We start from the raw sequence: 19,615 nt of genomic DNA on the forward strand, positions 1-19,615 counted from the left end.
GCGGGTGCGCTTCGCCGGTACGGTGGCCGGAGCCGTAGCGGTTGCGGCCGAATCCACCACGGGGGCGGCGGAATCCGTGGCCGCCGTGGTCACGTCGGCGGTGCCGACCTGTCCGTTTGCCGTGGCGTTCGCGGAGTCGGCAGCGGCCGTCGAGCCGTCTGCACTCTCGCTCGAGCGGCCCCGGCGAGTGCGGGTGCGCTTAGCGGGTGCGGCGGTCTCGATCGAATCCGCCACGGCGGCAGTGGAATTCGCTGCCGCGTCGACGGTCTCGCCGGAAATGACTGCCGGAGTGCCGGTTTCGGCCGCGTGGCTGAAGGTCACAGCGGTGGTGGCCGGAGCCTCGGCGACCGGCGCGGAGGTCGACACCTCGGTGGTGACGACGGGAGCCTCGGCGGTCGCTAGCGCGTTGGCGGTGCTGCCGTTGGCGAACTCGCCGTTGCCGCTCGCGCCGTTGGTGTCGGCGGAGCCGCGGTTGCGACGGTTGCGGTTGCGGCGACGGCCCTCGCGCGCCGGGGCGTCGGTCGAGGTCGCGGTGTGGTCCGGCTGCGCCGCGTTATCGGTCGACGCGGCCGGGGTGGCTTCGACGGCCGCATTGTTGTCACCGGTGGTCTCGGTGGAAACCGTTGTAGCGGCGGCATTGTCGGAGCCGCCACGACCGCGGCGGCGGCGGCGACGGCGGCCGGGCTTATCGGAGCCCTCGGCGTTGGCCGCACTGCCATCGACGTGCCCGCCGGTGCCATTGACGTGCCCGTTCGCGGCATTGCCGTTCACGGGGGTGCCGCTGGCGGTGTCGGTGTGCTGCGCGGTGCCGTTGACGGTGCTGCCGTTGACCGAATTGCCGTTGCTGGCAGTCGAATTCGTGGTCTCGACGGCATCGCCGGTGCGAGCGCCACGGGTGCGCTTGCGGTTGCGGTTGCGCGGTGCGCGGGCTTCGCGCTCGACGACGACCGCTTCCTCGTCGCGCACGGCCGGGCGCTTGCGCACCTGACCGGTGGATCCGGCGGGAATGCCGAGATCGGCGAACAGGTGCGCCGAGCTGGAGTAGGTCTCGACCGGTTCGGGCATACCGAGTTTCAGCGCCTGATCGATGGAGGCCCAGCGCTTGAGCTCATCCCAGTCGACCAGGGTGACCGCGACACCGGTGCGCCCCGCGCGGCCGGTGCGGCCGATGCGGTGCACGTAGTTCTTCTCGTCCTCGGTGCACTGGTAGTTGATGACGTGCGTGACATCGTCGATATCGATACCGCGCGCGGCGACATCGGTGGCGACCAGCACGTCGATCTTGCCCTCGCGGAACCGCTTGAGCGCCTTCTCACGGGCGATCTGCCCGAGGTCGCCGTGGACCGCGCCGACGGAGAAGCCGCGCTCGGCCAGATCGTCGGCGACCTTCTGCGCGGTACGCTTGGTGCGCGCGAAAATCATTGTCGCGCCGCGGCTTTCGGCCTGCAGAATGCGGGCGACGACCTCGCTCTTGTCCAAAGCGTGTGCGCGGTAGGCGAACTGGGTGATGCGGTCGGTAATGGTGGAGTCGTGCGGCTCCTCGGCCCGAATGTGCGTGGGGCGGTTCAGGAACGTGCGCGCCAGCGTGATGATCGGTCCGGGCATGGTCGCCGAGAACAGCATGGTCTGACGCTGATCCGGGACCATGTTCAGAATGCGCTCGATATCGGGCAGGAAGCCCAGGTCGAGCATCTCGTCGGCCTCATCGAGCACCAGCACCTGGACCTTGCCCAGGATGAGATGCTTCTGTTCGGCCAGGTCGAGCAGGCGGCCGGGGGTGCCGACCACGACATCGACGCCCTCGCGCAGTGCGGCGATCTGGGTGTCGTACGGGCGGCCGCCGTAGATGGCGGTGACGCGCAGCGGCCGGCCCTCATGGGTCTTCATATGCTTGCTGGCGTTCTCGAGATCGGAGGTGACCTGCATGCACAGCTCACGCGTCGGCACGATGACCAGTGCGCGCGGAGTGCCGTCCAGCGGAATGGTGCCCGAGGTCTGCGAGGCGATGCGGTGCAGCAGTGGCACACCGAAGCCGAAGGTCTTGCCCATACCGGTGCGGGCCTGACCGATGAGGTCGTCACCGGCCAGCGCGAGCGGCAGGGTGAGTTCCTGAATGGCGAAGGTGCGTTCGATGCCGATTTCGCCGAGAGCGCGCACGATCTCGGGATTCACGCCCAGTTCGGCGAAGGTGGGGGCGGTGTGGGTTTCGTCGAGCTCCGCGGTCAGCAGCGTCTCGGCCACTCCGGGTTCCTGCTCTACGGTGATCTTGCTCAGGGTACGTGCCTTCCTCGTTTTATCGCGTCTCGCGCGCACGAGGTGTGGGGCGGACCGGTCGGTCCGCGCTGCCACTTGATCCGTTCATCCTGTCGCCGCGGCGGGATACCTTTTCGGGCATCGACCTGGCGCGGCGGACAAAGTTGCGGATCGGAGTGCGCGCACATTTTCCGTGGACTACGGCCGCCCGAGCACCGGTTCACGGTGTATCCGGCAAACTCGTTCGGGCGAAAATTTCCGTTGTCTGCGGAGATTGTAGCGTGATACGGTCTTCCACCATTTTCCCGCCACCGCGATTGCCCGCGATATTGCGCCGATTCGCGTGATTGCGTGGTTTTCCCGTCCCGCGCCGCCGGTCTTCGCAACCGCGTCAATGATTGTGCCGCACCGGGATTGGCCAGGTCACCGGTCGAGTCTGTCTGGTCGGCAGTTGGATTGCTCACATAGGTGTTACAGGATGTAGCAGTATGTGCGAAGTTGTGCGGGTGAGCTTGGCAGACACCGTGAGCACCGCCGCGCGCAATGCGTGGGCCCTGACCTTCGGCACCGGAATCGGCGCGCCCGAACCCACGCCGTCAACGGTCCTTTCCGATGCGCCGCACCGGGAATTGCGCCGCTACGACGGCGCCGCGGACGGTGATCCGGCGGTGCTGCTGGTGCCGCCGCTGGCCGCGCCCGCCTTCTGTTTCGATCTGAGTCCGGAGCAGAGCCTGGCGCGCTTCCTGCTGGAGTCGGGCCGCGCGCCCTATCTGGTCGACTACGGCGACATCACCTTCGACGATCGCCGGATGGGCTTCGAGGATTGGATCGACGACATCCTGCCCGAGGCGATTCGCCAGGTCTCCGCCGATCGCGGCGGTCAACCGGTGGATCTGGTGGGCTGGTCCATCGGTGGCGTGCTGGCGCTGCTGACCGCGGCCGCGGATCCGACGCTGCCGATCCGCTCCATCACCGCGGTCGGCGCACCGCTGAGCTACAACCACATGGTGGGCGTGCGGGAATTGCGCGCGCTGGCGCGCCTGGACGGCGGGCGCACCGCGACGGCCGCGATCCGCGCGGTCGGCGGCGTCTCCGCGCAGCTGACCCGAATCGCCTATCGCGCCACCGCCTGGGATCGAGAACTCAAGCGCCCCTTCTTCATTGCGAGCAATCTGACCGATACCGCCACGCTGGAGAAGATGCAGACGATCGATCGTTTCCAGAATTCGCTGCCCGGATATCCGGGGCGTTTCTACAACCAGCTGTGGGGCCGGTTCATGTTGAACAATGACATCGGCAAGGGTGTGGTGCGTTTCGGCGACCGCGAAATCGCACTCGCCGATGTCACCGTGCCGGTGCTGTTGGTCGGCGGCCCCACCGATGCCATCACCGCCGCCGCGGCGGTCGAGCATGGCACCGTCACCCTGACCGGGGCGCCGGAGGTGCGATACGAGACCGCGCCCGGTTCCCACCTCGGCATCCTCATCGCCCGGGACGCCACCTGGACTTATCTGGACAAATTCCTGCGGGATGTGGTCTAGCCGCCGGAGCCACCCCGTCTGTTGACAGGTGCTTCGATCTGGTTGCGGCACAGTGGTTTACGGGCAATACGAAGGTACGCTCGCTGCCGTGCCGGCGATGGGTGACCGGCGTTCATCCGCGCGGACTAGGGTGTGGTTCATGGGAGCAAATTCGTCTACCGCGCTGGGCGACGCCTCGGAGTCTGCCGAGGCGCGGATCGCCGCCACACACCCGGGGGTCGCGGACCTCTTCGCGGTCCTCGCCTACGGTGAGATCTCCGCCTTCTACCGGCTGGCCGAAGAGGCCAAATTGTCGCCGTCGCTGCGCGGCAAGGTCGCCGTCGCCAAGATGGCCGCCAATGAGATGGGGCATTTCGAGACCCTCGAGAAAGCCCTCGCCGAACGCGGCGCGGATGTCTTCGACGCCATGGCCCCTTTCGTGCGCGCGCTGGACGCCTATCACGCCTCCACCGACCCCTCCACCTGGTTGGAGTCGATGGTGAAGTTCTATGTCGGTGACGGGATCGCCGCCGACTTCTACACCGAGATCGCCGGCGCCCTGCCTCCCGAGGTCGCCGCGGTGGTGCGCGATGTGCTGGCCGAGACCTCGCATTCGGAGTTCGTCATCGAGGAGGTGCGGACCGCGGTCGAGCAGAACCGCTCCGAGCGCGATCGGCTCACACTGTGGGGCCGCCGCCTGCTGGGTGAGGCGATCACGCAGGCGCAGTACGTGATGGCGCAGCGCGATGAGCTGACCGAACTGGTGCTCACCGCCACCGGTGATCTGAACGGTATCGCCACGCTCTTCGAGCACATGCAGGACAGTCATGCCGAGCGTATGCGGGTGCTCGGGCTCGGCTAGTTCGCTCTCAGCGCAGGGCGGTCGCTGCCGGTGGGCGCGCCCCCTGCACTAGCCTTGGCCAAGACAGCACAGGACTCTAGGTTCGGAGGTTGGCCGTGGAGGTCAAGATCGGTATTTCGGATAGCCCGCGTGAGCTGATCATCAACAGCGCGCAGACTCCCGCCGAGGTGGAGGCGCTGGTCACCGGTGCGCTCGAGGGTGCGGCCGGCGTCGTGGCGCTGACCGACGAGAAGGGCCGCAAGTACCTGATCCAGGCCAACAAGGTCGCCTATGTGGAGATCGGTGCGCCGTCCGCCGGCCGCGTCGGATTCGCGGCGGTCTAAAGACACGTAAAGGCGTCAAAAGGAATTGCCCCGTTGATCATTCAACGGGGCAATTCCTTTACGCGGTGTTGTGTGATTCTTCAGTCGATGGGGTGCAGCGGCACATGCGAGAGGCCGCCCCAGCAGAGCGCGACGGTGGTATCGACCGCTTCGTCCTTCGGAATCGGACGATCCGCCTCGAGCCAATAGCGGGCGCTGATCTGACTGGCACCGACCAGTCCGACCGCCAGCATGCGCGCGCGGTACGGATCCAATCCGGAGTCGTGTGCCACGAGATCGAAGACCGCGTCCACACAGGATTCGGTGGCCTGTTCGACCCGGCGCTGCACCTGCGGCTCATTGGTGAGATCGGATTCGAAAACCAGTCGGAATCCCTGGGTTTCGTGATCGACGAAGTCGAAGTACGCCTGGACGGCGGCGCGTACGCGGTGCTTGTTGTCGGTGGTGGAGCGCAGCGCCTGGCGCACACTCGAGACCAGCGATTCGACATAGTTCTGCAGCACGGCCAAGTACAGCTCGAGCTTGCTCGAGAAGTGCTGGTACAGCACGGGTTTGCTGACGCCGGCGCATTGCGAGATCTCATCCATACCGGCCGCGTGGTAACCGCGGAGCACGAACACCTCGCCGGCGGCGGCGAGTAGTTGTGCGCGACGGGCCTCGCGGGGCAGGCGGGTGCCGCGCTTGGTCGGCGCCATGGCCTCGGATGAACTGCGGTGTGCGGTCATCCGGTCCACGAGGTCAGTCATTTCCGATCTCCCAGTCGATTCCCGGCGGAAAGGATGTCACCGGGTTTCACCCGAACGATACTCGCTCGAGGGGTCGGTGCCGATCCAGGTTCCGAATATTGATGTGCTGGATGTTTGTCGATCCGCACAAGGCTTTGTCGATGCGGCTCGTGTATTCGGCGAGCGCGCTTGCCGCCTCGATTATGCGAGGCCGGTCACAACTGTGTAGCACATGTGCGGATTTGTGAGATCCGTCGCTGTCCCGATGGCGGCACCCGAGTGCGTTCGCACGCACTGTGAGAGTCTGTGAGGGTGACCGACGACGGGGGCAGAAACTCCAAGCGGAAGGGCCGACCGACCGGCCCGATCTATGATCCGCTCGGGCTGTACACCGAGGGCGCACCGGCACAGCCGGAGCGAGCCGGACAAACAGACCCTCACGGACAGTCCGGACTACCGGTTATCGCCGAGGAGCGACTGCCGCTTCCGCATCAACCACTCCGCGCCAGCTGGGATCCGACCGCCCAACCCGATGACGCGCGCCGTCAGCGCCCCGACCGCGAAACCAAGAAGCAGAGTCCGCTGGGCCGTTTCGTCTCCACCTACGGCTGGCGCGCGTACGCACTGCCGGTGCTGCTCGTGGTGACCGTGCTGGTGGCGGTGGACGCCTTTCGCGGCGGCGGTGACAGCGTCGCCGGTGTGCCCGGATTTGGGCGGCTGAGCGAGCACACCGATAAGACCGGCATCATCGGCGCACCCCCCAAGGGCGATGGCAAATTCGCCGCGGACCTGCCCACCGGTGCGGTGCCCGGCGGTGGCCCGTTCACCGATATCGGTACCGGCGCTTGGCATATCGTGCCGGGCAGCGGTGCGCAGATCGGCATGGGCTCGGAGCACGTCTTCACGTACACCGTCGAAATCGAGGACGGGGTGGACACTTCCGGCTTCGGCGGCGACACCTCGGTGGGGCAGATGGTCGACGCCACCCTCGCCAATCCCAAGAGCTGGACCCATGATTCACGGTTCGGCTTCCGCCGGATCGACGGTGGCACACCGGATTTCCGGATCTCGCTGACTTCGCGGGACACCACGCACAAATCGTGCGGCTTCGAGATCCCGATCGACTCGTCCTGTTTCAACGCCGATCTCGGCCGGGTGGTGCTGTCGGAGGTGCGCTGGGTGCGCGGGGCGCTGTCGTACGAGGGCGATATCGGCTCGTATCGGCAGTATCAGATCAATCATGAAGTCGGCCATGCCATCGGCTATCACGAACACCAGCCGTGCGATGTGGACGGCGGGCTCGCGCCGGTGATGATGCAGCAGACCTTCGGCACCCGAAACAACGACATCGCCACCCTCGATCCCGACGGCGTGGTCCCGATGGACGGGAAGAAGTGCCGCTTCAATCCGTGGCCGTATCCCCGGGCCTAACAGTTCACCGGTGGCCGCCTAGGCTGGGGAAGAACGGCCCGATCCGCGGTGTTGCACGAGTGGCCGCGAGTACCGGTGAAGTCGATTGAGGAGTCCGCAAGCGTGACAGCATCGCATCAGTCCCTGCCGCCCCTGGTGGAGCCGGCGGCGGAGCTGACCAAGGACGAGGTCGCCCGCTACAGCCGCCACCTGATCATTCCCGATCTCGGCGTGGTGGGACAGAAACGTTTGAAGAATGCCCGCGTCCTGGTGATCGGCGCCGGTGGCCTGGGTTCCCCGGCCCTGCTCTATCTGGCCGCGGCCGGTGTGGGCACCCTCGGCATCGTCGAGTTCGACGAGGTCGACGCGTCGAACCTGCAACGCCAGATCATTCACGGCGAATCCGATATCGGCCGTTCCAAGGCGGACAGCGCCCGCGATTCGATTCTGGAGATCAATTCCGGAATCACCGTGGAGCTGCACAAGATTCGCCTCGAACCGGACAACGCCATCGAACTCTTCCGGCAGTACGACCTCATCGTCGACGGCACCGACAATTTCGCGACCCGTTACCTGGTGAACGATGCCGCGGTGCTGGCGGGCAAGCCGTACGTGTGGGGTTCGATCTACCGTTTCGAGGGTCAGGTCTCGGTCTTCTGGGAGGACGCCCCCGACGGCCGCGGCATCAACTACCGCGACCTCTACCCGGAGGCCCCGCCGCCGGGCATGGTCCCCTCCTGCGCCGAGGGCGGCGTGCTGGGTGTGCTGTGCGCGTCGATCGGTTCGATCATGGTCACCGAGGCGATCAAGCTGATCACCGGTATCGGCGACCCGCTGCTGGGCCGTCTGATGGTGTACGACGCGCTGGACATGACCTACCGCACCATCAAATTGCGCCGCGATCCCGAGCGGCAGCAGATCACCGAACTCATCGATTACGACGCCTTCTGCGGTGTGGTCTCCGAGGAGGGGCAGGCCGCGGCGATCGGTTCCACCGTGACCGCGCGCGAGCTCAAGGAGATGCTCGACGCGGGTAAGGATGTCGCGATCATCGATGTGCGCGAGCCGGTCGAATGGGACATCGTCCGTATCGAGGGCGCGACCTTGATTCCCAAGGACCGCATCCTGACCGGTGAGGCCCTGGCCGACCTGCCGCAGAACACGCCGATCGTATTGCACTGCAAGACCGGTATCCGTTCGGCGGAGGCGCTGGCGGCGTTGAAGAATGCCGGTTTCGCCGATGCCACGCATTTGCAGGGCGGCATCATCGCCTGGGCCAATCAGGTGGATCCCTCACTGCCGGTGTACTGAGTCCGATTCGCACTATTTCGGACCGGCCGGTTTTCGGCGCGGCATCGGATTCGGGTTGTCTTGCGGCGGTAGCGTACGCGCGTGACCATGACTGCTGTGGAACCTCCCGAGCACGTGCGCGCGACCTTCGGGTTGCGTGAGGCCGCGCCGGTTCCGCTGGGGAACTGGGATGGCGGGTGGCGGTGCGCGGATGTGGTGTTGAGTCCGGTGACCGATCACGCCCGGGCCGCCTGGTCGGCCAAGGTGCGCGAGACGTTGCGGGTGGACGGGGTCCGGCTGGCTCGGCCGGTGCGCGCCACCGATGGCCGGTACGTGGTGTCGGGGTGGCGGGCGGACACCTATCTCGAGGGAATTCCCGAGCCCCGGCACGATGAAGTGGTTTCGCTGTCGCTACGACTACACGAGATGACCGCGAAACTGGAGCGACCGCGCTTCCTGGCGCAGGCTCCGGTCGCGCCGTGGGTGGATGTGGATGTGTTCGCCGCCGCGGATCGGGCCGCCTGGGAGGCGGTGCCGCTGCGGAGTTTGAAGGTGGGCGGGTTACTGCCCGCGACCTCGCCGGACGGTGACCGCAGTCTGATGCTGATCACCCAGTTGTCGACGCTGCGCAAGCCGATCGCCACGCCGGCGCAGCTGGTGCACGGGGACTTGTTCGGCACCGTGCTGTTCCACTCCGGCGCCGCCCCCGGGCTGACCGATATCACCCCGTATTGGCGGCCCGCGCCGTGGGCGGCGGCGGTGATCGTGGTCGACGCGCTCTCCTGGGGCGGGGCGGACGACGGGCTGCTGGAGCGCTGGGCGGGACTGCCGGAGTGGCCGCAGATGCTGGTGCGCGCGGTCATGTTCCGGCTCGCGGTGCACGCGCTGCATCCGAGATCGACGCCCGAAGCCTTCCCGGGTCTCGCGCGCACCGCGGACATGATTCGCCTGATCCTGTAACCGAATACCCGCGAACAACGGTCGCGCCGAGCGAATTGCCCGGCGCGACAGTCGTATTCGGTGGGTATTACACGTTGGCGTGCGCCAGCGAGGGCGTGCGGCCGGTCGCGAAGGACGACCGCAGATAGAACCACCAGGTGATCCCGGCCATGGCCAGATATGCGATCGCGTAACCCCAGAAGGCGGGAGTCATGGTGCCGTAGTGCGTATTCGACAATCGCAGCGCCTGCTGGAGCACCCAGCCGCCCGCCGCGCCGACCGCGCCGATGACGCCGATGGCCGCACCGGCCTGCCGCTTGGCCGAGATGAGCGCCGCCGAGATGTCCTGTCCGGTCTCCGAGGCCCGCCGCCGCGATTCCGCGCCGAAGATCGACGGAATCATCCGGTAGGTGGACCCGTTGCCGATTCCGGCCAGCACGAACAGCAGCAGGAACGAGATCAGGTACAGCGGAAAGTTCTTCGCCGACAACGACGCCATGATCAGCAGCGTCGCCACCGCCATCCCGCCGAAGACGTACAGCGTCATCTTGGCCCCGCCGACCTTGTCCGAGATCCAGCCGCCGAACGGCCGGCTCATCGAGCCCACCAGCGCGCCGAGGAAGGCGAGATTGCCGAGGGTGCCCATCCAGCCGATCTTGGCCAGCTCCGGGAAGTTGGCCTTGAGCAGGGTCGGGAAGGCGAAGGAGAAGCCGATGAAGGAGCCGAAGGTGCCGACGTACAGGATGGCCATCACCCAGGTGTGCCGATTGGTGAGCGCCAATTTGTACGACGCCCCATCGGATTTCGCGCCTGAGAGCGAGTCCATGTACCGCAGCGCGCCGAACATGGCGATGATGATGAACGGAATCCACACCAGCACCGCGAGAGTGATGCCGAAGCGGTAACCGCCCGCGTCCTTGGCCATGAGGTGCGTGCCGAGCGTGATGATCAGCGGGACGAACAGCTGGGTCTGCGCCACGCCGAGATTGCCGCCGGCGGCGTTGATGCCCAGTGCCGCACCCTTTTTGCCCTCGGGGTAGAAGAAGTTGATATTCGCCATCGACGAGGAGAAATTGCCGCCGCCGACGCCGGCGAGGGCGGCCAGCAGCATGAACACCCACATGTGCGTTCCGGGCTGATTGATGAACCAGGCCAGTCCGAGCGTGGGCAGCAGCAGCATGCCCGCGCTGAAGATGGTGAAGTTGCGCCCGCCGAAGCGCGGGATGGCGAAGGTGTACGGAATGCGCAGTGCCGCACCGACGAGCGTCGGGGTGGAGGTGAGCAGCAGGGCATTGCTCACCGCGGTCGGATTGCCCTTGCCGAGTCCGGCGAGGAAGTCGAATCCGGCCGCGCCCATGGCGGTGACGACGCTGCCCCAGATCACCCAGATGCTGAATCCGAGGTTTTCCGCGAATACCGAGAGGATCAGATTCTTACGGGCCGTTTGTTTTCCGCCGTTTTCCCAGAATTCACCATTGTCCGGTTCCCAGTGGTCTATCCATCGTCCGCGTTTCTGAAAAGTGAAGGCGGACTTGGCTTCCTCGGCGGTTGTCATCAGCAGCGTTCCTCTCGCACGGCGACCGCCCTTATGGTCCCTGCGGTCGGATCAACCGTACGAAGGCGTGATTACGCGGACATGGCTTTCGATGACGCCGGGGGTAATTCCGGCTCACTTTTCGTGGCCGGCCGCGGTGACGTTCCGTTTACCCGCGCGATCTATCGAGTGTCCGGGTATTCGGCGAGGAGCGAGTCGAGGAAGCAGTTCGCGGTGCGGGCCGCGCGTTCGGGATCGCCGTCGATGACCGCGCGCACCAGGTCCTCGTGTTCGGCGTGATAGGCGGCGTTGGCCTTCTCCGAGTGCGAGCGCATACCCGCCGCGATGATCGGTAGCAGCGAATCGTAGAACTCCAGATATACCGCGTTGTGGCTGGCGACCACGATGGCGCGGTGCAGTTGCACATCGGAGTCGATGGCGGACTCGTGATCGTCGTCCCAGGCGATGCGCCGCTCTTCCAGGAGTCGCTCGAGATTCGCGATATCGATGGCGTCGCGGCGTTCGGCGGCGAGCGCGGCGGCCGTGGTGTCCAGGGCCTGCCGGAGTTCGAGCAGATCGCGCTGCTGGGCGTCGGCGAAGAACTCGGTGAGGGTGCCGCCGAGGGTGGAGGTGGAGATCACATAGGTCCCGGAGCCCTGCCGTCGTTCGACCATGCCGGCGTGCACGAGCGCCTGGACGGCCTCGCGCACGGTATTGCGGCCGGTGCCGGTGAGCTCGGTGAGCTCCGGTTCGGTGGGGATACGGGAGCCGACGGGCCAACGGCCGGAACGGATTTCGGCACGCAGCTGCTCGGTCACCTGGGCGATGAGGCTGGTGCGCCGGACTGGTTGCACGTTGCACAGCGTACCGTGCCTCACATTCTTTGCATCACATCATCGGGTCATCCTATGATTTTGGGGTGACTGTGACCTTGAACGAGACGACGGCCCCCGAGCGGGGCCGCACTTCTGTCGACCGGCAGACCACCGCCGTAGCGCCGAAGCCGTCTCATTCGGTTATAGCGCGCAAACGCTCCCTGCTCGAGGGCCGACTACTCATCCTCGCGGCCATCCTCATGTCCGCGCTCACCCTGCGCATCGCGGTCACCGCGTTCACCCCGCTGGCCGCTCGCATCGGTGATGACCTGCGGTATTCCACCGCCATCGTCGGCGTCTTCGGCATGATCCCGACCGCCATGTTCGCCATCGCGGGCGTGCTGACCCCGATCCTGTCGCGCCGCTTCGGCCTGGAGGCGACCGCGTTGATCGCCATGGCGATGACCGCCGCGGGTACCGCCGTGCGCGCGCTGGTGCCGGAAACCTGGGAGCTGCTGGTCTTCTCGGCCCTGGCGCTGACCGGTATGGGCATCGGCAATGTGGTGATCCCGCCGCTGGTGAAGCGCTACTTCTCCGATCGCCTGGCGCTGTTGAGCTCGGTGTACATCGTGCTCGTGCAGTTGGGCACCGTCATTCCCGCGCTCATCGCGGTGCCGGTGGCCGATGCGCACGGCTGGCGCGTATCGCTGGGCATGTGGGCGATTCTCCCGCTGGCCGCGGTGCTGCCGTGGCTGGGCGTGCTGCGGATCCGCCGCGATCACGCTCGCCTGGATTCCACCGAACTGCCGCCCGAGCCGGTCGAGGCGACCGGTCAGGCCTGGCGGTCGCCGCTGGCCTGGGGCATGGCGCTGATGTTCGGCATGACCTCGCTGACCACGTACTCCATGTTCACCTGGATGCCGACGATCTTCTCCGACGCCGGTGCCAGCGCCTCCTTCGGCGGCAGCATGGTGGGCGTCTTCGCGCTGATCGGCTTGGTCGCGGCGCTGAGCGCACCGATTGTGGTGGGCCGCATGCGCAATCCGTTCCCGGTCGTGATCGCCTGTGCCGGTTTCTTCTTCGCGGGTTTCGCCGGTCTGCTCATCGCGCCGATGGGCGCACCGCTGGTGTGGGTGCTGCTGCTGGGCCTGGGCCCGTCCACCTTCCCGATGGCGCTGACCCTGATCAATCTGCGCACCCGCACCTCCGCCGGTTCGGCCGCGCTGTCCGGTTTCACCCAGGGTGTCGGCTACGCCGTGGCGTGCATCGGCCCGGTGCTGTTCGGCGCGCTGCACACGATGACCGGAGGGTGGCTGGCGCCGTTCGCCTTCCTGTCGGTGGCGGTGCTGGTCCTGGTCGCGGGCGCCTGGTTGGCGTGCAAGCCGCGCATGCTCGAGGATTCTTGGGCATAATTCGCACTTGTCGATCGGTGTGACGGTGAGGTTTCTCGCCGTCTCACTCCGGTCCGCGGGGAAACGTGAGCAACCGTTGACCTGACGGCCACTTCGCGCATCATCTACGCAATACCGGTTTCCTACCTTGGAGTCTATTCAGATTTCAGGAGGGCCGAGTTGAAGATGCTGACACGCGATCGCGACATCGAACACTGGGATGCCGAGGATGTCGTCGCCTGGGAATCCGGTGGTAAGGACATCGCCCGGCGCAATCTGATCTGGTCGGTCTTCGCCGAGCACATCGGATTCTCGGTGTGGTCGATCTGGTCGGTCATGGTGCTTTTCATGCCGACGAATGTCTTCCATATAGATACGGCCGGGAAGTTCTTCCTGGGCGCGGTGCCGACACTGGTCGGCGGCATCATGCGGATTCCGTACACCGTCGCCACCGCGCGGTTCGGCGGCCGGAACTGGACCATCTTCAGCGCGCTGGCTCTGCTGATCCCGGTGCTGCTGACGCTGTACTTCATCAATCGGCCGGGCACCTCGTACACGACCTTCCTGGTGATCGCGGCCTTCGCGGGTCTGGGCGGTGGCAACTTCTCCTCGTCCATGTCCAATATCAATGTCTTCTACCCGCAGCGGCTCAAGGGCTGGGCGCTGGGTATGAACGCGGGCGGCGGCAATATCGGTGTACCGGTGGTGCAGTTGATCGGTCTGGCGGTGATCGCGACCGTCGGCAACACGTACGGCAATGCCTCGATCGTCTGCCTGATCTACCTGGCCCTGATCGTGATCGCGGCGCTGGGCGCGGCCCTGAACATGAACAATGTCCGCAATCAGCGGGCGGACCTGTCGTACATGGTCAAGGCGCTCAGGGTGCCGCAGTCCTGGGCGATCGCTTTCCTGTACATCGGCACCTTCGGTTCCTTCATCGGCTACTCCTTCGCCTTCGGCCAGGTGTTGCAGATCAGCTTCAAGGCGGGCGGTGCGACCGCCGCCGCGGCGGCGCTGCACGCGGCGCAGATCGCCTTCATCGGTCCGCTGCTGGGTTCGCTGGCCCGTCCGTACGGCGGTAAGTGGGCGGATCGGATCGGCGGCAGCCGAGTCACGCTGTACACCTTCGGCGCCATGACGGCGGCGGCCGCGGTGGTGGCGGTGGCCAGCACCCTGGGTGACGGCACCGGCAGTCCCAAGGGCGGCGTGCTGGTGGCGTTGATCATCGGTTTCACCGCGCTGTTCGTCATCTCCGGTTTCGGCAACGGGGCCGTCACCAAGCTCATCCCGTCCGTGTTCGAGGCGAAATCCCGCGGCCTGCAGGGTGATTCGGCGACCCGGGCGGCGTGGGCGCAGAACACCTCCGGTGCGCTCATCGGATTCGTCGGCGCGATCGGCGCGCTGGGCGGTGTCGGCATCAACCTGATGCTGCGTTCCTCGTACGCCTCCACCCAATCCGCCACCACCGCCTTCTGGGTGTTCATGGCCTTCTATGTGGTCTGCGCGGCCGTCTGCTGGGGGGTCTTCCTGCGCCGTCCGAGCCGCAGGGAGCTGGTCATGGACTCCGCCGTGGTCACCGAGGCCGAGGTCCTGGTGCTCGAGACCGAGGCCGCCGAATCCGATTCCCAGTCCACCACCTCGGCCCGGGCCTGACCGGAACGTCGTCCCGAAAGGACCTGTTGTCATGACGAACTCAGTCGAACGCAAGACCGCGGTGGTCATCGGCCACGGCATGGTCGGACACCGTTTCGTGGAGGCGCTGCGCTCTCGCGACGAGGCCGGTGATTGGCAGGTCATCGTGTTGAGCGAGGAGCGGCTGGCCGCGTACGACCGGGTCGGGCTCTCGTCCTACGTGGGCGCCTGGGAGACCTCGGCGCTGGCCCTGCCCGGCAACGACTACGCGGGCGACGATCTGGTGCAGGTGCGCCTGGGCGTGCGTGCCGACGAGGTGGATCGGGCCGCCCGCAAGGTCACCACCTCCACCGGTGACGTAATCGGTTATGACGCACTGGTTCTCGCGACCGGCTCGTATGCATTCGTGCCGCCGGTGCCGGGTCATGACGCCCCCGAATGCTTCGTGTACCGGACCCTGGAGGATCTGGACGGTATCCGCGCCACCGCCGAGGCCGCCGGTCCCGGTGCGGTCGGCGTGGTGGTCGGCGGCGGTCTGCTCGGCCTGGAGGCGGCCAACGCGCTGCGCCTGCTGGGTATGACCCCGCACGTGGTGGAGTTCAACCGGTGGCTGATGCCCGCCCAGATCGATGAGGGCGGCGGTGCGATCCTGGCCGCGCTGGTCACCGAACTGGGTCTGCACGTGCACACCGGCGTCGGCACCTCGACCATCGAAACCATCATGGACGCACCGGTTTCCGAGCGGTTGGAGGTCACCTTCTCCGATGACACGCAGTTGCGCGCGGCGCTGGTGGTCTTCGCCGCGGGTGTTCGCCCGCGCGACGAGATCGCCCGCACCGCCGGCCTCGAGGTCGGCCCGCGCGGTGGTGTCATCACCGATCTGGGCCTGCGCACCTCGGATCCGAATATCTACGCCATCGGCGAGGTCGCCGCGGTCGAGGGCGTCTGCTACGGCCTGGTCGCCCCCGGTTACAGCACCGCCGAAGTGGTCGCGGACCGACTACTCGGCGGCACGGGTGAGTTCCCGGGCGCGGACCTGTCCACCAAGCTCAAGCTGCTCGGCGTGGATGTGGCCAGTTTCGGCGACGCGCACGGCCGCACCGAGGGCGCGCTCTCGGTGGTGTTGCACGATGCCGCCAAGGGCACCTACGCCAAACTCGTTGTCTCCGATGACGCCAAGACGCTGCTGGGTGGTGTGCTGGTCGGTGACGCGACCGCGTATTCGGCGCTGCGCCCGCTGGTCGGCCGCCCGCTGCCCGCGGATCCGGCCGCGCTGATCTCGCCCGCCGGCGCCGAACTGGGTGCGGACGCGCTGCCCGATGACGCCCAGATCTGTTCCTGCAACAACGTTTCCAAGGGTTCGATCTGCGGTGCCATCGCGGACGGTGCCTGCGACGTGCCCGCCATCAAGAGCTGCACCAATGCCGGAACCTCCTGCGGCGGTTGCGTTCCCATGCTCAAGAAGTTGCTCGAGCAATCGGGTGTGGCGGTCTCCAAGTCGCTGTGCGAGCACTTCACGCAGTCGCGCGCCGAGCTGTTCCACATCATCCAGTCGACCGGGGTGCGCACCTTCTCGGCGCTGATCGCCAAGTACGGTACCGGATCCGGCTGCGATATCTGCAAGCCGACCGTGGCCTCGATTCTGGCCTCGACCTCCAGCGATCACATTCTGGACGGTGAGCAGGCGGCGTTGCAGGACACCAACGACCACTTCCTGGCGAACCTGCAGAAGAACGGCACCTATTCGGTGGTGCCGCGCATGCCCGGCGGTGAGGTGACGGCCGAGCAGCTCATCACCATCGGTCAGGTGGCCAAGGAATTCGACCTGTATGTGAAGGTGACAGGTGGCCAGCGCATCGACCTGTTCGGTGCGCGGGTGGAGCAGCTGCCGCTGATCTGGAAGCGCCTGGTCGACGCGGGGATGGAATCGGGTCACGCGTACGGCAAATCGCTGCGCACGGTGAAGTCCTGCGTCGGCTCCACCTGGTGCCGTTACGGTCAGCAGGATTCGGTCGGGATGGCGGTGCTGCTCGAAAAGCGTTACCGCGGTTTGCGTTCCCCGCACAAGCTGAAGTTGGGCGTCTCGGGGTGCGCGCGCGAGTGCGCGGAGGCGCGCGGTAAGGATGTCGGCGTCATCGCCACCGAGCACGGCTGGAACCTGTATGTGGGCGGCAATGGCGGTCTCACGCCCAAGCACGCGGTGCTCCTGGCCGGTGAGCTCGACGACGAGACGCTGATCCGCTATATCGACCGCTACCTGATGTTCTACATCCGCACCGCGGATCGCCTGCAGCGCACCGCGCCCTGGCAGGAGGCACTCGAAGGCGGCCTGGACTATCTGAAGGCGGTCGTGTGCGAGGACAGCCTGGGCATTGCCGACGATCTGGAAGCGGCCATGGCACGCCATGTCGCGGGGTACCGCGACGAGTGGGCCGCGGTCCTGGACGACGAGGAGAAGCTGTCCCGCTTCGTCTCCTTCGTGAACGCGCCGGAGGCGGCCGATCCCACCATCGCCTTCGACGAGACCGGGGAGCGCAAAGTCCCCGTATTGCTGGGTATCCCGGGAATTCCGGTCGGCGCACCCACTGTGACCAGCGACTCCATTCCTGCCACGCACGGGAAATGACCGCTTAACCGCACGGAAACAGGACGTCGGTACCAATAGGTGAGGCGTTCGGAGGAGAGTGACCGATGACCACCGTGATCGAGACACCAGGCACCGCCACCAGCCTGCACGGCTGGACCCCGGCTTGCCGACTGGATTATCTGATTCCCGGCCGCGGCGTCGCGGTATTACTGAAGGGCGGCCGTCAGGCGGCGCTCTTCCTCACGGCCGACGGAACCCTGTACGCCGTCGGCAATATCGATCCGTTCGGGCGGGCGGCGGTCATGTCGCGCGGCATCGTCGGTGATCGCGGCGGTGTGCCGGTGGTCGCTTCGCCGCTACTCAAGCAGGCGTTCTCGCTCGTCGACGGGCGCTGTCTGGACGATGCGGCGGTCGCGCTGCCCGTGCACGCGGTCCGGGTGGTGGACGGTGTCGTCGCTCTCGCCAACGAACCCATGCACCTTCCGGGAGGACCTGGACCTATCGATGGTGGTACCGCATGACCGAGGTTGACGCAGGTACCCCGCTGGCCGGTTTCACGGTCGGTATCACCGCGGCGCGCCGGGCCGATGAGCTCGGTACGCTGCTCACCCGGCGCGGTGCGAATATCGTTGCCGCCCCGGCTATTCGAATCATCCCGCTGGCCGACGACACCGAGTTGGAGCGGGTGACGCGCCAGCTCGTCGCCGAACCGCCGCAGTTGACCGTGGCTACCACCGGTATCGGTTTCCGGGGCTGGATGGAGGCGGCCGAGGGCTGGGGGCTGGCCGAGGAGCTGTGCGCCACGCTGGCCGCGACCCGCATCATGGCGCGCGGGCCCAAGGCCAAGGGTGCGATTCGCGCGGCCGAGCTGCGCGAGGAGTGGTCGCCCGCTTCGGAATCCTCCGCGGAGGTGCTGGATCATCTGCTCGCCCAAGGCGTCGAGGGCATGCGGATCGCGGTGCAGTTGCACGGAGCCACCACCGAATGGGAGCCGGTACCGGACTTCTGTGAGGTATTGCGTTGTGCCGGAGCCGATGTGGTGCCGGTGCCGGTCTACCGCTGGATTCCGCCCGAGGACCGCATCCCGATGGATCGGCTCATCGAGGGCATTGTCACCGGGGGACTGGACTGCGTCACCTTCACCAGCGCGCCTGCGGTCGCCTCACTGCTCATGCGCGCCAAGGAAACCGGTCTGCTCGAAGCCATCCTGCATGCCTTCCGCAGCCGAGTCCTGGCCGCCTGTGTCGGGCCCATCACCGCCGCACCCTTGGAAGAGCTGGGCGTGGCCACCACTTCACCCGGCCGCGCCCGTCTCGGCGCGCTGGCCCGCCATGTGGCGGAAGAGCTTCCGCGCCGCGCCAACCGCATCCAAGCGGCCGGTCACATCCTCAGCGTGCGCGGCGGCTGCGTCGTGGTCGACGGTCAGGTTCGTCAATTGGCTCCCGCCCCCATGGCGTTGATGCGTTCGCTGGCTCGCCAGCCGGGCCGTGTCGTCTCCCGCGAAGACCTGCTCGCCGCCCTGCCCGGCGGTGGTGACGACACCCATGCGGTGGAGACCGCCATCGCTCGCCTGCGCGCGGGTCTGGGTACCCCCAAGGCGATTCAGACCGTGGTCAAGCGCGGCTACCGTCTCGCGCTCGATCCGGCCGAATGCATCGACAATCCACGCCCGGTGGCGGCGGCTCCCGTTGCTCGCCAACAGTTCCCGGCGCGCGCGGCGGGTTTCCCGCCCCGGCAGGATATTCCGGCCCGCGCCCCCATCGCTCCGCGCCCGTCGGATTCCCCGCTCAATGGCGCGGCGCATCCGGGCTTCCCACAGCGTCCAGCCGTCACCGGTTCCGGTGCTCCGGTGCGCCCGATTCGACCGGCTCCCGTCGCGGAGGCATGGTGAGTGCCCCGGCGCTGATCCTGGTCGCCCACGGCACCAGGAGTAGGCGCGGGGTGGAGATGATCGCCGCGCTCGCCGAAGCGGTGGCTGCCGAAGTCGTCGCACAGGCTCGTGGATGGGAAACCGGTGCAACCGATTTCATGAGCTGGGTGCACGCGGAGACCGGTGCCGGTGCGGCGTTCGGGGCCGCATCGGCACCGTTGACCGAGGGTGTCGTACCGCGGGTGCGGACCGCGTTCGTGGATGTGCTGGGGCCTTCGCCCGCCGAGGTGCTGCGGGATATGGAAGATGTTCCCGCCGTGGTGGTTCCGGCGTTCCTGGCGTCGGGCTATCACGTATATCAGGATGTGCCGCGCGAGGTGGCCGCGAGTGGCCGCGAGGCGGTCGCGGTCACCCGGGCGATGGGTCCGGATCCGGCCGTGGCCGCGGTGATGCGGATGCGGCTG

General features: G+C 66.9%; 15 protein-coding genes and 1 pseudogene. 12 read left to right on the plus strand and 4 right to left on the minus strand.

The features are described 5' to 3' along the window. Window positions 1-585: 585 nt before the first annotated feature. A pseudogene (locus NA10_RS33930) lies at window positions 586-2,265 on the minus strand (DEAD/DEAH box helicase); the annotation flags it as partial. A 494-nt stretch (window positions 2,266-2,759) separates the two neighbouring features. On the opposite strand from NA10_RS33930, the gene NA10_RS33935 reads away from it, so the two are divergent. From NA10_RS33935 to NA10_RS33945, 3 genes are all read left to right on the plus strand, one after another. Beyond that, window positions 2,760-3,794, plus strand: a complete 1,035-nt coding sequence (locus NA10_RS33935) for an alpha/beta fold hydrolase (protein ID WP_174562595.1) — start codon at window positions 2,760-2,762, stop codon at window positions 3,792-3,794. Window positions 3,795-3,933: 139 nt separating this feature from the next. Further along, window positions 3,934-4,635: a ferritin-like fold-containing protein gene (locus tag NA10_RS33940; RefSeq protein ID WP_067574814.1), complete on the plus strand. Its 702-nt coding sequence runs from the start codon at window positions 3,934-3,936 to the stop codon at window positions 4,633-4,635. Between the two features lie 95 nt (window positions 4,636-4,730). Next, window positions 4,731-4,958 carry a DUF3107 domain-containing protein gene (locus tag NA10_RS33945; RefSeq protein ID WP_067574807.1) on the plus strand — a complete coding sequence of 76 codons (228 nt, stop codon included), beginning with the start codon at window positions 4,731-4,733 and terminating at the stop codon, window positions 4,956-4,958. Window positions 4,959-5,038: 80 nt separating this feature from the next. On the opposite strand, the gene fasR is transcribed toward NA10_RS33945, so the two are convergent. Continuing rightward, window positions 5,039-5,704 (minus strand): HTH-type transcriptional activator FasR, encoded by a 666-nt coding sequence (gene fasR, locus NA10_RS33950; RefSeq protein ID WP_067574808.1) that lies wholly within the window; start codon window positions 5,702-5,704, stop codon window positions 5,039-5,041. 441 nt (window positions 5,705-6,145) lie between these two features. Here fasR and NA10_RS33955 point away from each other — a divergent pair, with 441 nt between their 5' ends. From NA10_RS33955 to NA10_RS33965, 3 genes are all read left to right on the plus strand, one after another. After that, on the plus strand, window positions 6,146-7,114 hold the full coding sequence (locus tag NA10_RS33955; RefSeq protein WP_067574815.1) for a DUF3152 domain-containing protein: 969 nt from the start codon (window positions 6,146-6,148) through the stop codon (window positions 7,112-7,114). Window positions 7,115-7,216: 102 nt separating this feature from the next. After that, entirely contained in the window at window positions 7,217-8,404 is a 1,188-nt protein-coding gene (gene moeZ, locus NA10_RS33960; RefSeq protein ID WP_084515658.1) for an adenylyltransferase/sulfurtransferase MoeZ, read from the plus strand. A gap of 87 nt (window positions 8,405-8,491) precedes the next feature. Next, a complete protein-coding gene (locus tag NA10_RS33965) occupies window positions 8,492-9,343 on the plus strand; it encodes a TIGR02569 family protein (protein ID WP_067574817.1) in 852 nt (283 codons plus the stop codon). A gap of 67 nt (window positions 9,344-9,410) precedes the next feature. On the opposite strand, the gene NA10_RS33970 is transcribed toward NA10_RS33965, so the two are convergent. Both NA10_RS33970 and NA10_RS33975 read right to left on the minus strand, forming a co-directional pair. Continuing rightward, the gene (locus tag NA10_RS33970; RefSeq protein WP_067574809.1) at window positions 9,411-10,877 is read right to left on the minus strand and encodes an MFS transporter; all 1,467 of its coding nucleotides are present in this window, start codon (window positions 10,875-10,877) and stop codon (window positions 9,411-9,413) included. 161 nt (window positions 10,878-11,038) lie between these two features. Beyond that, complete coding sequence (locus NA10_RS33975; RefSeq protein ID WP_067574818.1) at window positions 11,039-11,710, minus strand: FadR/GntR family transcriptional regulator; 672 nt, start codon at window positions 11,708-11,710, stop codon at window positions 11,039-11,041. A gap of 221 nt (window positions 11,711-11,931) precedes the next feature. On the opposite strand from NA10_RS33975, the gene NA10_RS33980 reads away from it, so the two are divergent. From NA10_RS33980 to NA10_RS36245, 6 genes are all read left to right on the plus strand, one after another. Beyond that, window positions 11,932-13,083, plus strand: coding sequence for an MFS transporter (locus tag NA10_RS33980; RefSeq protein WP_067574810.1), 1,152 nt, complete (start codon window positions 11,932-11,934; stop codon window positions 13,081-13,083). 165 nt (window positions 13,084-13,248) lie between these two features. Continuing rightward, window positions 13,249-14,715: a nitrate/nitrite transporter gene (locus tag NA10_RS33985; RefSeq protein ID WP_067574811.1), complete on the plus strand. Its 1,467-nt coding sequence runs from the start codon at window positions 13,249-13,251 to the stop codon at window positions 14,713-14,715. A gap of 31 nt (window positions 14,716-14,746) precedes the next feature. Beyond that, window positions 14,747-17,320, plus strand: a complete 2,574-nt coding sequence (gene nirB / locus NA10_RS33990) for a nitrite reductase large subunit NirB (protein ID WP_067574812.1) — start codon at window positions 14,747-14,749, stop codon at window positions 17,318-17,320. Window positions 17,321-17,385: 65 nt separating this feature from the next. Then, complete coding sequence (gene nirD / locus NA10_RS33995) at window positions 17,386-17,802, plus strand: nitrite reductase small subunit NirD (RefSeq protein WP_067574813.1); 417 nt, start codon at window positions 17,386-17,388, stop codon at window positions 17,800-17,802. Next, entirely contained in the window at window positions 17,799-19,172 is a 1,374-nt protein-coding gene (locus NA10_RS34000) for a uroporphyrinogen-III synthase (protein ID WP_084515659.1), read from the plus strand. The genes nirD and NA10_RS34000 overlap by 4 nt, the downstream gene beginning before the upstream one ends. Next, window positions 19,169-19,615 (plus strand): sirohydrochlorin chelatase (locus tag NA10_RS36245; protein ID WP_245678205.1); only part of this gene is annotated, 447 nt, incomplete at its 3' end. The genes NA10_RS34000 and NA10_RS36245, both read left to right, overlap by 4 nt.

Source organism: Nocardia acidivorans NBRC 108247 (assembly GCF_001625085.1).
Taxonomy (GTDB): domain Bacteria; phylum Actinomycetota; class Actinomycetes; order Mycobacteriales; family Mycobacteriaceae; genus Nocardia; species Nocardia acidivorans.

Bases quoted from the DNA above. Each gene is read 5' to 3' on its own strand.
- nirB (WP_067574812.1), top strand. From the start codon at position 14,747: ATGACGAACTCAGTCGAACGCAAGACCGCGGTGGTCATCGGCCACGGC.
- NA10_RS34000 (WP_084515659.1), top strand. From the start codon at position 17,799: ATGACCGAGGTTGACGCAGGTACCCCGCTGGCCGGTTTCACGGTCGGT.
- NA10_RS33965 (WP_067574817.1), top strand. From the start codon at position 8,492: ATGACTGCTGTGGAACCTCCCGAGCACGTGCGCGCGACCTTCGGGTTG.
- NA10_RS33980 (WP_067574810.1), top strand. From the start codon at position 11,932: ATGTCCGCGCTCACCCTGCGCATCGCGGTCACCGCGTTCACCCCGCTG.
- fasR (WP_067574808.1), bottom strand. From the start codon at position 5,704: ATGACTGACCTCGTGGACCGGATGACCGCACACCGCAGTTCATCCGAG.
- NA10_RS33985 (WP_067574811.1), top strand. From the start codon at position 13,249: ATGCTGACACGCGATCGCGACATCGAACACTGGGATGCCGAGGATGTC.
- NA10_RS33970 (WP_067574809.1), bottom strand. From the start codon at position 10,877: ATGACAACCGCCGAGGAAGCCAAGTCCGCCTTCACTTTTCAGAAACGC.
- NA10_RS33940 (WP_067574814.1), top strand. From the start codon at position 3,934: ATGGGAGCAAATTCGTCTACCGCGCTGGGCGACGCCTCGGAGTCTGCC.
- nirD (WP_067574813.1), top strand. From the start codon at position 17,386: ATGACCACCGTGATCGAGACACCAGGCACCGCCACCAGCCTGCACGGC.